Raw genomic sequence first — 14,405 nt, forward strand, 5'->3', positions numbered from 1 at the left:
ATTTGCGGCAAATTAATAAACACAATCAATCAAAAACATAGAAATCATTTTATCTTAAAAATAAATTAAAAAAGGAATTCTGACCACAGAATTCCTTTTTTTTACCTCTTTTATTACCTCTTTTACTACCTCAAAAAATTTTCATTCAGCCATTTCAGCTTATTGTAGCTTTTCAGGAATTTAGCTTTCAGTTCAATGTTTTTTTCTCTCGCATCCAATAATTTATTTTCTCTGGAATTGATCAGGAACAAAGAACTTTCCCCATTGCTGAATCTCGTTTCTTCCGCATTCAGAAGCCTTTGATAATTATTCAGATTCTTGGTAGAAATATCAATCTGGGTGAAATAATTATTCACTTCATTTTTATAGGTTTCAATTTTCGTACTCAGTTCACGGGTTTTAAGCTGAGAATCCTGCTGGTTTTGAGAAATCTTCAGCTTAGCAATTTCATAATCTGCTCTTGCCTGTCTTTGAAATATGGGAATCTCCAGTTTCAGTCCGTATTGAAAGTTGTTATCAAACAAAGGCAGAAAATCGGCACGGTAATTTTCTTTATTGAAAAAATTATACGTAAAATCCAGTTTCGGAAGGAAGCTTTGCCACTTCAGTCTTTTTTCACTTTCGAGGATATTCTGCTTCTGAAAATAATATTCCAGCGAAGCGTGATTCTGTAGCTGTTTCGATTCTAAATTCTGCACCAGAAATTCATAATCGGTGTATCCGGAATGCTCGTCAAGATTCGAAGACGGGAAAATAAGCTTTGAAATTTCATAAAACTCCTGATTTTCTTTCCAGAGATACATCTGAAGTTCCTGCGTACTTTTCACAAAACTTAAATAAGCGTCTCTTTCCTGAAGCTCAAAACTCTGCAATTGCGATGAGGCTTCTACTGTATCAATTGCCGGTCTTTCCCCGAATTCATACGTTTTTTTGGTAAGATTAAGCCTTTTTCGGTTAATTGCTACCGCAGATTTCTGCAATTTGTAGATTTCATAGTTTTTCACCCATTCCCAATACGTATTTTCAGCATCCAGAAGAAGTTCGTTGGTAAGAACAGTCTGTTCGGCTTCCGTCATTTTCAATCCGAATTTTGCCTGATCCAGCATTGCTCGTCTTTTATCATACAGAAGATTTTTTGCCAAAGGAATTGTAATTCCAAACTGATATAATCCTCCTTTTGTTTCGCTGCTGTTCAGTTTTTCGCCATCCAGATAATTGTAGCTTCCGGTAATATCGATTCCGTACCAGGTTGGAATGCCGAGTTCTACATTTCGCTGTTCGTAATATTTTGTTCCGTCAATATTTTTCTCACCCAGTTTTCCTGCGATTACCGGATCAAAATTCCCTCTCGCTTTGGTAATTTCAGCATTGGCAATTTTATTCTGAAGCTGATATTTAAAAGCTAAAGGATGATAATTTTTTACAATATTCAGAAATTCCTGATGCGAAAGTTTCAGCGAATCCTGCGCAAAAGAAAACTGAACACATAGCAGAATGAGAAATGTGGTAAATGTTTTTTTAGCATAATCAACATTCATATTTCTATTTATTTGGGCAGCTATTCCGCCCTCCGTTCCCGCTTTTTGCTCGTCGTTCCTCCTCACAAAAGAGCTCCACTCAGGTCGGGCTGCACCAGTATAGTGGAAAAAATACTCAAAAATAAATTGTAAGTAATTCATAAACAAAGTTTTATTATGAGTTTGCGTTTTTTTTAATTTTATTTTTAATAAGAAAGGCTTTCCTTCGCCAGGCTCAGGATAAACTAAGCTCATCCTGACGGTATTTAAATTAAATCAGTTAGTATCAGAAATGTCATCCTGAGCTTGTCGAAGGATCTATGAACTAAACTTCCTCTACTGTTAGAGTTTATACAAATTAGTAAAATTTGAAATTATCAATAGGATTGGGCTTTAGCCCATTCACAAATAAAACGATTTAGTTGGCTTTAGCTAAAGCCTATTTTAAATTTCGGCTAAAGCCTGTGTAAAACGCCTCTGTTGATATCGGGCTAAAGCCCCACGCTATTGATAAAAAATAATAACTTGTATAAACTCCATTTATTGATTTCTGAATATTGCCTGTAACGATAAGTCAGATTATTTTTTAGACTTTTCATCTTTTGCAGATTTTTCGGTTTTTACTTCATAATAATCCGGCGGGAATCCGTTGATGTTTCGCCATAATTCGTACCAGATCGGAACGTCATTAAGAATCGCAATTCCCTGAACTCCGGTTCCCATTTTGATTTTCGGAGGCCATTGTTTTTCATTTTTATCCTGAATTACCAAGGCTTTGAACATTCCGTTTGCGCTGATGTTGTTTTCTACCGCAATTACCTTTCCTGCAAAAGTTCCGTAGCTGGAGTTCGGCCAACCTGAAAAGACAATTGCCGGAAAACCATCGAAAATACACATCACGCGCTGTCCTTCTTTTACCAGAGGCAAATCGACGGGTTTAATGTAAATTTCAACAGCATAATCTACTTTTTCAGGAACAATAATTCCGATGCTTTCACCGTCTTTCAGTATTTCCCCGATTCCGGCTTTGTTGATCTGCACAACCTGTCCGTCCTGAGAAGCGATCACGAAATACAAACCCTGTCTAGCTTTGTAATTGGCAACCTGATTTTCGAGTTTTGCAATATCGCCGTCACTTCCTTCAATTTGTCCCATACTCTGGAAACGGTCACCTTCCGTTTTGCTAAGCTTTTCATTGTAATCCTGAATGGTAGCGTTTTGTTCGATGCTTACATTCACGATTTCCTGTCGGGTTTGCGCCAGTTTATTTTCAGTTGCCGTTTTTTTGGCTAAAGCATTCTGATAAGAGACACTTCTCTGCTGAAATTGGGTAAGCGAAACCAAACCTTCATCGTACATTTTCTTCTGTCTTTCGTACTGGTCGGAAGTCATTCTCAGCTCGTTTTTTGCAGCTTCCAGTTCGGCTTCTTCTCCTGCCAGTTTATTGTTGAGCTGGCTGATTTTTACTTTAAGCTGATTTAGTTTTAAATCTCTTGCGGAATTTAAAGCCTGAATCTGACTGTTTGTAGTTCCAACTTTGGCTTCGTAATAATCTCTAACGCCTTTTTTGGCTTCTACCTGCATTTCGGTTCTTTTCACCAAAAGCGGATCCAGATAATCTTCTTTTACTTCGGAAAGCTGAAGAAGCGTATCGCCTTTTTTTACATAATCACCGTTTTTCACATACCATTTGATGATTCTTCCGGGAATTGGAGAATTGAGTTGTTGCGGACGCTGTTCCTGATAAAGCGTACTCACATTTCCCATTACCTTGATATTCTGTGTCCACGGCAAAAATAAAGTGATAATTCCGCCAATAAGGATGAAAAGAAACCATCTTTTAACCCTTGATTTTTTGTGGATGTGGTATATTTTATTGACTGACTGCAGTTCCATCTCTTTTAGTTTTTGTTAAATAATTTTTTCACATTTCCGTCTTCTACCTGAAGATGCTGATCAGCTTCCAAAATAAGATTTTTGTCTTCTGAAACAATAATAATGGTGGTTTTAGCTTTTAGTTTTAAAAGATATTCCATCATTTTTGCTTTAAATTCATCATTCATTCCGTCTAACGGATCTTCAAGGATCAATAATCTTCTTTCCCCTACCAAAGCTCTCAGGAGAAGGATTTTCTTTTTGGAGCTGAACGAAATTTCAGTGTCGGTCTCGCTGATGTTCGTAAAGAATCCGTTGCTGAACTGGCTGGAGAAATCTTCGATGCCTATTTCTTCGGCAATTTCCAGAATCTGTTCTGCGGAGGTTTCATGCTGCCCGAGAATAATGTTTTCGTAAACCGTTCCTTTAATGATCGTCATATCTTCAAGATACATCCCGATCTGGCTTCTGAGCGATATTTTATCAATGTTTTTTAATGGAATTTTATCGAACAGGATACTTCCGGAAGTCGGATCATAAAATCCGGTCATCATATTCAGCAGTAAAGATTTTCCTGCGCCGAGCTGCCCTGAAATAATGGTTAAACTATTTTCCGGAATTTTAAAATTGATATTTTCCAGAATCCTGTGATGATCGTTGAATGCAAAATTTACGTCTTTAAATTCAACTTCAAAACCGTCATTATTCTGATCGAAAGTAATTTCCCCGAATTTTTCTTCCTGAAGCGTGGTTACTTTATTCAGTTTTGCCAAAGCTGCAATAACGTCGTAATAGCTTTCCAGACTGATGATGAGTTTTTCCACGGCCGCCATAATGCTCAGAACAACGATTTCCGTAGCGATAAATGCTCCGATGTTAAGTTGTTGATTCACTAAAAGATAGGTTCCGATCACAAGCATCACCAAAGTAATGATGACTTTAAATGCGATAATGGTTTTGTACTGGAAAACCAGAACACGGAAATGAGAAGTTCGGTCGTCAAGGTATTTTACCACTCTTTCATCGGTTCCTGAAAGATGTGCTTCTGTTTTGGAATTCAGCTTAAATGTTTTAATGGAAGCCGCAATGTCTTCAATCCACGAAGCTACTTCGTATTTTTTGTCGCTTTCTTCAATGCTGGATTTAATTCCGCTTTCCATGGTAAATCTGAAAATAATGATTACGCAGATCACCACCAAAGCTCCGAACACCAAAAACCACGGATGGTAAAAGGAAAGAAGAAGGATTCCGAATAAAATCTGGATGAGCGCAGTCGGAATTTCCAGTAAGATTTTAGAAATTCCTTTCTGGAGATTCTGGGTATCGAAAAAACGATTAACCAGTTCTGGAAGATAATATTTTCGTGTCGCTGAAAGATTCACTTTCGGAAGTTTTTCGGCAAAAGCAAGGGAAAATTCGACAAAAATTTTCTGCTGAATCTTTTCAATGATCTGCATTACTTTCAGTCTGAAATAGCCGACAAGCCAGGTTCCCAGAACCACAAAAGCGATCAGAATATAAATAGAAGTTGCCATCGTAGCTCCCATTACAAAACTGACGATAGACTGTATTCCCAACGGAACACTCAGCTGAACAAGACCATTCAGGATGGCGTAAAAATAAATGTTGGTGACATCTTTCTTTTCCTTCGTGACGTATTTGAAAAGATTGTAACCGTGCTGTTTAGGAGAAGTTTCCATTTGAGTCTTATTATTTTATAAGGTTGAAGGTGATAAAACGCAGATAATCCAAAACATACTTTTTGTGATCTATTTTATTGATATGATTGTCGGTAAGTTTCGGAAGATGTTCGCTGAAAAACTGCTGATCGTGAGCGGTTTCCAGTAAAGTACTCGCAAATGATTTCGGATAAGGGAAATCTGTTTTTGCTTCTGCAATGATGTCTCCGATAAATGCGCAGAGACTTTTCAAAGGGCTGAAAACCATTTCTTTATTAATCTCGTCCACTTCTTTTACAAGATAAGCTTTGCTGCTTTCTGCAATAACGATGTTGTGAAGTTTTGTAAGATCATAATCTTCTATTTTATCATCGGTTTCATCATTATGCGTAATGATTTCGAGGATCTTTTCCATTTTTTGCTGAGGTTCTTTAATTTCCTGAAGCCTCAGTTTGGAAATGAATTCAATGTAAGACCAGTACCAGTTGAGAATATAAGTAAGAAGTTTATGTTTTGAAGAAAAATACCGATAAACCGTTGCCTCTGTTGAGTTGATCTTTTGAGCTAATTTTTTAAAAGTAAAACTTTCAAAACCGGTCTCGTAGATCAGTTCTATTGAATTTTTTACAATGGCACGTCCGATCTCGCTGTTTTCGGGATCTTTAAGATAAAGGTGTTCGTTGACTTTAAATTTTACCTGAAATTCCATGATGTATTAAATAACTATATTTTTTGATAGCAAAATATATACCGAAAAATGTTTTATTATTATTTATAATAGTAATACTATTGTTTTGAATTTTCTATGAACAATGTTCCAATATAAAAAGACTGTTTTTTTAAGCTAAAAATTATCTTTGTGATAAATTATAAACGATGTACAGATTTTTGCTAATTGTTGTGGTTGCTCTATTTTCCGTAGTTGAGGCGCAGATTCCGAAAGTGAGCAGCGGAAAGATTGAAAGAATATCAGATTTTAAATCTCAGTTTGTAACACCGAGAAACATCGATGTATGGCTTCCTGAAAATTATTCAACATCTAAAAAATATGCTGTTCTGTATATGCAGGACGGACAAATGCTTTACGATCCTGATCTTACGTGGAACAAACAATCCTGGAATGTGGATGAAACTGTTTCTGAACTGATGAAATCCAAAAAAATTCAGAATACCATTGTTGTAGGAGTGTGGAACGATTCCAAGATGAGGCATTTTGATTATTTTCCGCAAAAACCTTTTGAAAGTTTATCCACAGTGGAAAAAGATACCGTTAATCATCAATTGAAAAAAGCAGGAAGAGCGAATGAAAAGTTTTCTCCCAATTCAGACAATTATTTAAAGTTTTTGGTGAAGGAACTGAAGCCTTTGATTGACAAAAAATATTCAACCTTTAAAGACAGATCTCATACTTTTATTGCAGGAAGCAGCATGGGCGGTTTGATTTCGATGTATGCGATCTGTGAATATCCTCAGATTTTCGGCGGAGCTGCCTGTCTTTCCACGCACTGGACCGGAACTTTTACCAATGAAAATAATCCTTTTCCGGCGTCTGTCTTACGCTATTTAGATAAAAATTTACCAGATCCTAAAAACCACAAAATCTATTTCGACTGCGGAGATCAGACTCTGGATGCGCTGTATCCTGAAATTCAGAAAAAGGCAGATGCAATTATCAGAAAACACGGATATTCTGAAAAGAACTGGAAAACGTTATACTTTCCCGGCGAAAATCACAGCGAGGAAGCATGGGCAAAAAGACTTTCGAAACCTTTGGAGTTTCTTCTTGGAAGAGAATTTTAGATAAGCAGTATTTTCAATAATCAGTATTCTTGAATTTTGATTGTTAAAAAAATCAATGCATCTTTGAGATTTAAATGAAATTAATAACACATGAGTTACAGAACATACAATATTATTATCAAAATTAATGAGGAATCTGAGAAAGAAGATCTGAAAAATAGGTTGACTGAAAATTTTAAGTTTTACAATATCAGGGAATTTTTTACACCTTTTAGAGGGATTGTCTGTCAGGCGAATAACAAATTTAAGGAATATTCTTTTGAACAGTTTCCGGATCAGTTTTTCAGGAATCAGGATGAGGTTGAAGACTATTATTCTGAATCTGAAAATCATGCGGTTGAATTTTCTAAGAAGAACGGAGATCTGGAAGTTGTTTATATTGAAGTCGACTGTTTCGGAGGAAGATGTGCTTCAAATGGTTTTGTCGTACAGAACGGTGTGAAAACCAAAAATGAAGATGTTTTTCATTCCGCACACATGAAACTGCTTCATGCGATTGATTATCAATATGATTCTTGGCACTTTTATCCTTTTACAAGAACTTTTTTTACTGATAAAGGCGGCATCAACGGTGAAATCCTCAATTTTACTTTTCTGGCGGTTCTGATGGCTTTTAATATGGAAGTAGAACACAACCCGGACTTTGAATTTAACGCGGCAGAAAATGAAATGCAGATTCTTCTTAAAGATAAGTTTGAACTTTACCTGATGAATCTGGGAAGGGAAAGAATTAAAGTATTGGGAAGATTATTTGATAACAGTGCAGAAACAATTAATAGCGTAAAAAACCTTTTAAACGAAGCATTGCAGGGATTGGAGTATTATATAGAAATAGATAATTTTGAAAACGGAGAGAAAGATTCGGTTTCCAGTATTTCCAGAGAAAAGTTTCAAAGTGTTGCCAGAGTGAGTTACAGAGCGCAGATTTTTAATGAAATAAAAATTGATTTTTCGCCTGATGTAAAAGAACCTGTTAAGAATGCCACAACAAAGAAGGAAGGTTTTTTCGGTAAATTTTTTAAAAATATTTTCGGAAAATAAGTACAGTTGCCTTTGGTTACACCATTTTAGGAAGGGCAAATTTACAATATAATTTTGGGGTAATTTAGATTTTATTAAACTGATAAAAAGCATCCTTACAGACATTGCTTTCTTTAAAATAAAAGTTGATAATTCATCTGTTTTTATTAAATTTGTCAACCTTTAACTATTAAAATAAAATAATAAAAATAATATGAATCTTCACGAGTATCAATCAAAAGAGATTTTATCAAAGTATGGAGTAGCTATCCAACGTGGTTTCGTTGCAAACAACGTAGATGAAGCTGTAGCTGCTGCTGAAAAACTAACTGCTGAAACAGGCGCGCAGGGATGGGTTGTAAAAGCTCAGATCCACGCAGGTGGCCGTGGTAAAGGGGGTGGTGTAAAGTTCTCTCCAAACATGGATAAACTTAAAGAAAACGCTCAGAACATCATCGGAATGCAGTTGGTAACTCCACAAACTTCTGCTGAAGGTAAAAAAGTAAATTCTGTTTTGGTTGCAGAGGATGTATATTATCCGGGAGAAACGGAAACTAAAGAATTTTATGTTTCTATTCTTTTAGACAGAGCTGAAGGTAAAAATACAATCGTATATTCTACTGAAGGTGGTATGGATATTGAGCACGTTGCTGAAGTAACACCTCATTTGATCCACAAAGAAATCATTGATCCTGCTTTAGGTCTTCAGGGATTCCAGGCTAGAAAAATTGCTTTCAACTTAGGTCTTGAAGGGAATGCTTTCAAAGAATTCGTAAAATTCATCGGTTCTCTATACAATGCGTATACAGGAATTGATGCATCTCTTTTCGAAATCAACCCTGTGTTGAAAACTTCTGATAACAAAATTATCGCAGTAGATGCTAAAGTAACTTTGGACGATAACTCATTGTTCCGTCACAAAGATCTAGCTGAGCTTAGAGATACAAGAGAAGAAGATCCGATGGATGTAGAAGCTGGTGAAGCGGGTCTTAACTTCGTAAAACTAGACGGTAACGTTGCTTGTATGGTAAACGGAGCAGGTCTTGCAATGGCAACAATGGATATCATCAAATTATCCGGTGGTAATCCTGCCAACTTCCTAGACGTAGGTGGAACTGCAGATGCACAGAGAGTACAGACGGCTTTCGGAATCATCTTGAGAGATCCGAACGTAAAAGCAATCTTAATCAATATCTTCGGAGGTATCGTAAGATGCGACAGAGTTGCTCAGGGAGTTGTAGACGCTTACAAAGCAATGGGCAGCCTTCCGGTTCCATTGATCGTAAGATTACAGGGAACTAACGCGGTTGAAGCTAAAAAATTAATTGACGAGTCTGGTCTTCCGGTTCACTCTGCAATTACTTTGGAAGAAGCTGCAAACAAAGTAAAAGAAGTTTTAGCATAAGACTGAAATTTTTAAAATACATTAAAACCGTTTCATTTTTTGGAACGGTTTTTTCTTTTTTTCATCAAATTAAAAATCTTTTGTAATTTGTAGCTGAAAAACTTAATATGCCATGAAAAACATACACATTCCGAATCCGTGTTCAGAAAACTGGGAAATGATGTCTCCACAGGAAAAAGGACGATTCTGTTCTGTTTGCAATAAATGTGTAATTGATTTTACACAGAAACAACCCAACGAAATTCTACAAATCTTTGATGAAAAACAGGATGATGAAATCTGCGGAAGATTTTATGATCATCAGTTAAATACCGATAATAAATCTGAAAAGGTAAGAACTCAATTCTTTAAATATATTCCTGTTCACTTTCAAAATAGCAGAATTGTATTAACCGTTTTTTCCGTTATTTTATTTTTAACCGGTTGCTCAAAACCGAAGGAAGAATCTTTTGCAACCACAGGTCTTGTGATGATTGAAGAAGATTCTATTCCTGAAAATAAAAATTACGTCATCGGCAAGGCTGAAATAGATGAAAGCGATTCCTTTGTGAAAATCTCTGAAAAAGACAGTGTTATTACCAAAGATGCAGGTTCAAAAAAATAAACAAATTAATATAAAGAAAGTGATATAATTAAATAAGTTATTCATTATAAAATCATTATCTTTACAAGAAAGGTTTAAAATGAGATTGTATTTATTCTTTTTTCTCTTTTTATTTCTTACTTGTCAATCTCAAATTGCCAGCAATAAAGTAATGTCTCCAAGAAAAGAAATTCAGTTTGAAGACAAAAATCATTATCCATTTACTTTAATCCGTAAAGATTTTCTCCTTATCAATTCTCAGCAAAAGATGGATGAAATTTTTAAAATCATTCATCAAAAAAATAAAGGAAACAGATTTTCTCCAATTCCTGCTCTTACAGAAAACGAAACATATATTATTGTAAAACCCCGCCTGAAAAACTCTAATGATGTTTCAATTGAGGCGATTACTTTCGATAAAAATACACTTTATATAAAAGTCAAAGAATTCAACAATCCGGATTTTAATGAGAAAAGCAGAATTCCGCCCGATATTTTATTAAAACTCAACGAAAATTTGCTTATTAAAAAAGTAACCATTCAATACTAATATATAAAATTACTGTTATGAAAACTAAAACCTTTATCGTCTCGTGCCTGTTGATTGTATCGGCACAGGTTTTTGGTCAGCAGAACTACTGGTCAAAACTAAAAGAAATAAAAATAGAACGGGAAAATCTCAATCCGAGATGGACGACTCCCAATAATTTTTCTTTATATCAGGCTGATCTGGAAAAAATTAAAGCTGATCTTAAAAAGGCACCACAACGTTTTTCGGGAGATGAAAGCCTTGTTGTTAAATTTCCTGATTCTGATGGGAAAATAAGAGATTACATCGTTCAGGAAGCTTCTGTAATGGAGCCGCAATTACAGGCAAAATTTCCTGAAATCCGTTCCTACATCGGTTGGCAGAAAAGTCATCCGGAAAATTCAATCCGTTTTAGTGTGACTCCTTCTACCGGAATCAGTGTGATGTATTTCGATAATTGGGAAGTCAGCTATCTCGACAGTTATACAAAAGACAACTCGGCATTTATCTTATACAAAAGAAAAGACCTCCCGAAAAACGACCGACTTTTTGAATGTCATGTCGAGAGCGAACTGGATAACTTAAAAAATAACGGTACAGCGAATAAAGCCCCTTTGGTTTCGGACGGACAGTTCCGAACCTACAGACTGGCTCTTTCTGCGACAGGAGAATATACTTCTTTTCATGGCGGAACACTTTCTCTGGCAATGGCTGCAATGGCGACAACGATGACCAGAGTAAACGGAATTTATGAAAAAACAATTTCCACAACCATGGTTATGATTGCCAATAATAATCTGCTTGTGTATACCAATTCTTCAACGGATCCCTTTACCAACGGAACTCCGGGAAGCATGATCAATGAGAATCAGACCAACACAACTGCGGTTATCGGATCTGCAAACTACGATATTGGTCACGTTTTTGGAACAAACAGTGGTGGTTTGGCAGGATTAGGAGTGGTATGTGTTTCAGGAAGTAAAGCAAGAGGTGTTACAGGTTCCGGAGCTCCGGTTGGAGATCCTTTTGACATTGATTATGTTGCGCACGAAATAGGACATCAGTTTGGAGCAAATCATACCTTCAGAGCGGCAACCTCTTCATGTGCCGGTAACTTCAATAACGCAACAGCTTACGAACCGGGAAGCGGATCTACGATTATGGCTTATGCGGGAATTTGCGGAGCAACCAATAATGTGCAGAATAACAGTGATCCCTACTTTCATGCAGCAAGTGTAATTGAAATGTATGCTGTTTTGCAGAGAGGGACAGATTGTGCTGCCAAAATTAACAACAATAACGGAGTTCCTACCGCAGATGCAGGAGCCGATTACAATATTCCGAAAAGTACCGCTTTTGTTTTAACAGGAACGGGAACAGATCCGAATGGAGATGCTTTAACATATCTTTGGGAACAATATGATAATACAAGCAATACACAGCCTCCGGTTTCTACCGGAACAGTGGGGCCGGTTTACCGTTCTTTAATTCCAACGGTTTCTCCGTCCAGATATTTTCCGGTGCTGAGTTCTGTTGTGGCGAATAATCTTATTCCGAAATGGGAAGTTACCCCAAGTGTTGCCAGAACTTTGAATTTTTCTCTTTTGGTAAATGATAATAAAGCAACCGGAAATCAGGCAGCAAGAGATGCAATGGTGGTAACGATTACCAACGACGGACCTTTCACGGTAACTTCACAGGCAACAACAGGAACAAACTATAACGGAAATACCTCCGTTCCGGTAACATGGAATGTTGCAGGAACCAATACAGGAACCATCAACACTCAGAATGTATCTATTTTGCTGTCTAAAGACGGAGGATTAACGTTCCCTACTGTTTTGGCGGCAAGTGTTCCGAACAATGGTTCAGCCAATGTTACGCTGCCTAATGAAAATGTTTCGTCTGCAAGAATTATGGTGAAAGCGGTAGGAAATATTTACTATGCACTTAATACAACAAGTTTCTCAATTACTCAGGTTGTTCTCGCAACGGCAGAAGCCAATGTGAAAAACTTCTCGATTTATCCGAATCCTTCTCATGATGTTGTAAATATCAGGCTTAAAAATTCTTCTCAGAAAGCAGATTATACTTTGTATGATGCATCAGGAAGATTAATTAAAGAAGGCAGTTTCAAAGGTGAAACTCAGGTAAAAGTTAATGATCTGATGAATGGAAATTATCTGATCTCTCTGGTTTTGGAAAATGGAGAAAAGATCACAGAAAAATTAATCATCAAAAAATAAATTACTGATTCATAAAAACAGAAAAGCAACCATTCATTGGTTGCTTTTTTATTTAGTCCTGATTTTCGTTGATTAAATGATCTCCGTTCGTAATATTGATGCTTGTAGGCGTTACAAGCTGAACACCGTCCTTGTCAAGCCGTTGTTTGATCTTCAAATAAGCCTCACTTTTAAGCTGAACCATATTCGCGCCCACCTTCATCCAGAATTTAGCCTGAATATTGAAAACGCCCTGTTTCAGATCTGTAAAAATAACTTCTGAGGTATCGAGTTTGTCTACATTTTCGAGATTTTTGATGATGTCGAGCATACCTTTCTGTGCTTTTGAAATATCTTCATCGGCAGGAATTTCGAAATTCAAAATAATTCTTCGCTGAGGGGATGCGGTAATATTGTAAAACGGAGCATTAAAAACCACCTGATTCGGGATATAAGCTTTCTTACCGTCGTCCGTAATGATTTTTGTTGTTAAAAAACCAATTTCCTGTACCGTTCCGGAGTGCGTTCCTATCGTAATATAATCTCCGACTTTAAATGCTTTATCAATTCCGATCAGCATTCCTGAGAATATACTGGAAACCAGATCTTTCAGGGCAACCCCTGCAATAACCCCTGCAACTCCCAAACTCCCGATGAATTTCCAAAGGAAACTGCTGAAGCCCATAATTTCCAGCGCAATAAACGTTCCCATCACCATGATCAAAAACCTGAAAACGCTGATTAAGGTTACCAAAGAACTTTCTTTTTTGCTTTTTGGAAAGAATTTATGAAAAAGTTTTACGGCACCCTGACTTAAATATTTACTGGTAAACAGAAAGAAAGAAAATACCAGAATCCCTACAATAAGTTTTGGGGTAATTTCTGCAAATTTTACATACCAGTTCTGTATTACATTATATACAACATCAATATAGCCTAAACCACTATTCTCCATGAATAAAAATTTTTTTGATTAAAGATATAATTTTTCAACAAAAATTTTGCCAGTTCCAAAAACTCTACTAAATTTGTAGACTAATAAGAGCAAAATATTATGTCAATTAAACTAGGAGACACCGCACCCGATTTTCAGGCAGAAACTTCTGCAGGGGATATTAATTTTTACGAATATTTAGGAAATTCCTGGGGAATCTTGTTTTCGCATCCCGCAGATTATACTCCGGTTTGCACCACAGAACTTGGGTATACTTCAAAACTGAAAGAAGAATTTGATAAAAGAGGAACCAAAGTAATTGCCCTGAGTGTGGATGGAGTAGAAGACCATCAGAACTGGATTAAAGATATTAATGAAACACAGAATACGGAAGTTCAGTTCCCGATTATCGCAGACAAAGACAGAAAAATTTCTGAATTGTATGATTTTATTCATCCAAACGCTTCTGCAACGGCAACCGTTCGTTCTTTATTAATTATCGATCCGGAAAAGAAAGTAAGGCTTATTATTACTTATCCTGCTTCCACAGGAAGAAATTTTAATGAAATTCTGAGGGTTCTGGATTCTCTTCAACTGGTAGATTCTCATAAAATCGCGACTCCTGTTAACTGGAAAGACGGAGATGACGTAATTGTTCCGCCTTCAATTTCTACGGAAGATGCCAGAAAAATTTTCCCGAAAGGAGTAACAGAAATAAAGCCGTATCTGAGATATACGCCACAACCGAATACATGATTTATTTGATTTTTTATAGTTTAGTTTTAATTTGTACGAAAATCGCCTCGAAAAACTTCGAGGCGATTTCAATTGTAGTGTA

12 protein-coding genes are annotated in these 14,405 nt (G+C 36.4%); 7 read left to right on the forward strand and 5 right to left on the reverse strand.

The features are described 5' to 3' along the window. Window positions 1–125: 125 nt before the first annotated feature. From BW951_RS05345 to BW951_RS05360, 4 genes are all read right to left on the reverse strand, one after another. Window positions 126–1,679 (reverse strand): TolC family protein, encoded by a 1,554-nt coding sequence (locus tag BW951_RS05345; protein WP_175608789.1) that lies wholly within the window; start codon window positions 1,677–1,679, stop codon window positions 126–128. A 417-nt stretch (window positions 1,680–2,096) separates the two neighbouring features. Further along, window positions 2,097–3,413, reverse strand: coding sequence for an HlyD family secretion protein (locus BW951_RS05350; RefSeq protein WP_076390834.1), 1,317 nt, complete (start codon window positions 3,411–3,413; stop codon window positions 2,097–2,099). Between the two features lie 5 nt (window positions 3,414–3,418). Continuing rightward, window positions 3,419–5,092, reverse strand: coding sequence for a peptidase domain-containing ABC transporter (locus BW951_RS05355; protein WP_076390835.1), 1,674 nt, complete (start codon window positions 5,090–5,092; stop codon window positions 3,419–3,421). Window positions 5,093–5,102: 10 nt separating this feature from the next. Further along, the gene (locus BW951_RS05360) at window positions 5,103–5,780 is read right to left on the reverse strand and encodes a TetR/AcrR family transcriptional regulator (RefSeq protein ID WP_076390836.1); all 678 of its coding nucleotides are present in this window, start codon (window positions 5,778–5,780) and stop codon (window positions 5,103–5,105) included. A 167-nt stretch (window positions 5,781–5,947) separates the two neighbouring features. Here BW951_RS05360 and BW951_RS05365 point away from each other — a divergent pair, with 167 nt between their 5' ends. The 6 genes from BW951_RS05365 to BW951_RS05390 all read left to right on the forward strand — a co-directional run bounded on the left by BW951_RS05365 (window position 5,948) and on the right by BW951_RS05390 (window position 12,654). After that, on the forward strand, window positions 5,948–6,871 hold the full coding sequence (locus BW951_RS05365; protein ID WP_076390837.1) for an alpha/beta hydrolase: 924 nt from the start codon (window positions 5,948–5,950) through the stop codon (window positions 6,869–6,871). 90 nt (window positions 6,872–6,961) lie between these two features. After that, window positions 6,962–7,912, forward strand: coding sequence for a hypothetical protein (locus BW951_RS05370; RefSeq protein WP_076390838.1), 951 nt, complete (start codon window positions 6,962–6,964; stop codon window positions 7,910–7,912). A gap of 193 nt (window positions 7,913–8,105) precedes the next feature. Next, the gene (gene sucC, locus BW951_RS05375; protein WP_076390839.1) at window positions 8,106–9,296 is read left to right on the forward strand and encodes an ADP-forming succinate--CoA ligase subunit beta; all 1,191 of its coding nucleotides are present in this window, start codon (window positions 8,106–8,108) and stop codon (window positions 9,294–9,296) included. Window positions 9,297–9,408: 112 nt separating this feature from the next. After that, window positions 9,409–9,900, forward strand: coding sequence for a hypothetical protein (locus BW951_RS05380; RefSeq protein WP_076390840.1), 492 nt, complete (start codon window positions 9,409–9,411; stop codon window positions 9,898–9,900). A gap of 151 nt (window positions 9,901–10,051) precedes the next feature. Further along, a complete protein-coding gene (locus BW951_RS05385; protein WP_076390841.1) occupies window positions 10,052–10,429 on the forward strand; it encodes a hypothetical protein in 378 nt (125 codons plus the stop codon). A gap of 17 nt (window positions 10,430–10,446) precedes the next feature. Further along, on the forward strand, window positions 10,447–12,654 hold the full coding sequence (locus BW951_RS05390; protein ID WP_076390842.1) for a reprolysin-like metallopeptidase: 2,208 nt from the start codon (window positions 10,447–10,449) through the stop codon (window positions 12,652–12,654). Window positions 12,655–12,706: 52 nt separating this feature from the next. On the opposite strand, the gene BW951_RS05395 is transcribed toward BW951_RS05390, so the two are convergent. Beyond that, entirely contained in the window at window positions 12,707–13,588 is an 882-nt protein-coding gene (locus tag BW951_RS05395) for a mechanosensitive ion channel family protein (RefSeq protein WP_076390843.1), read from the reverse strand. A gap of 99 nt (window positions 13,589–13,687) precedes the next feature. Here BW951_RS05395 and BW951_RS05400 point away from each other — a divergent pair, with 99 nt between their 5' ends. Next, window positions 13,688–14,323 carry a peroxiredoxin gene (locus tag BW951_RS05400; RefSeq protein WP_076390844.1) on the forward strand — a complete coding sequence of 212 codons (636 nt, stop codon included), beginning with the start codon at window positions 13,688–13,690 and terminating at the stop codon, window positions 14,321–14,323. Window positions 14,324–14,405 lie beyond the last annotated feature (82 nt).

Origin of the sequence: Chryseobacterium gambrini, assembly GCF_900156825.1 — a bacterium.
Classification (GTDB): domain Bacteria; phylum Bacteroidota; class Bacteroidia; order Flavobacteriales; family Weeksellaceae; genus Chryseobacterium; species Chryseobacterium gambrini.

Excerpts from the sequence above, each read along its gene's own strand:
- BW951_RS05400 (WP_076390844.1), top strand. The coding sequence starts at position 13,688 with ATGTCAATTAAACTAGGAGACACCGCACCCGATTTTCAGGCAGAAACT.
- BW951_RS05360 (WP_076390836.1), bottom strand. The coding sequence starts at position 5,780 with ATGGAATTTCAGGTAAAATTTAAAGTCAACGAACACCTTTATCTTAAA.
- BW951_RS05370 (WP_076390838.1), top strand. The coding sequence starts at position 6,962 with ATGAGTTACAGAACATACAATATTATTATCAAAATTAATGAGGAATCT.
- BW951_RS05385 (WP_076390841.1), top strand. The coding sequence starts at position 10,052 with ATGTCTCCAAGAAAAGAAATTCAGTTTGAAGACAAAAATCATTATCCA.
- BW951_RS05380 (WP_076390840.1), top strand. The coding sequence starts at position 9,409 with ATGAAAAACATACACATTCCGAATCCGTGTTCAGAAAACTGGGAAATG.
- BW951_RS05390 (WP_076390842.1), top strand. The coding sequence starts at position 10,447 with ATGAAAACTAAAACCTTTATCGTCTCGTGCCTGTTGATTGTATCGGCA.
- BW951_RS05355 (WP_076390835.1), bottom strand. The coding sequence starts at position 5,092 with ATGGAAACTTCTCCTAAACAGCACGGTTACAATCTTTTCAAATACGTC.
- BW951_RS05395 (WP_076390843.1), bottom strand. The coding sequence starts at position 13,588 with ATGGAGAATAGTGGTTTAGGCTATATTGATGTTGTATATAATGTAATA.
- BW951_RS05345 (WP_175608789.1), bottom strand. The coding sequence starts at position 1,679 with ATGAATTACTTACAATTTATTTTTGAGTATTTTTTCCACTATACTGGT.
- BW951_RS05365 (WP_076390837.1), top strand. The coding sequence starts at position 5,948 with ATGTACAGATTTTTGCTAATTGTTGTGGTTGCTCTATTTTCCGTAGTT.
- BW951_RS05350 (WP_076390834.1), bottom strand. The coding sequence starts at position 3,413 with ATGGAACTGCAGTCAGTCAATAAAATATACCACATCCACAAAAAATCA.
- sucC (WP_076390839.1), top strand. The coding sequence starts at position 8,106 with ATGAATCTTCACGAGTATCAATCAAAAGAGATTTTATCAAAGTATGGA.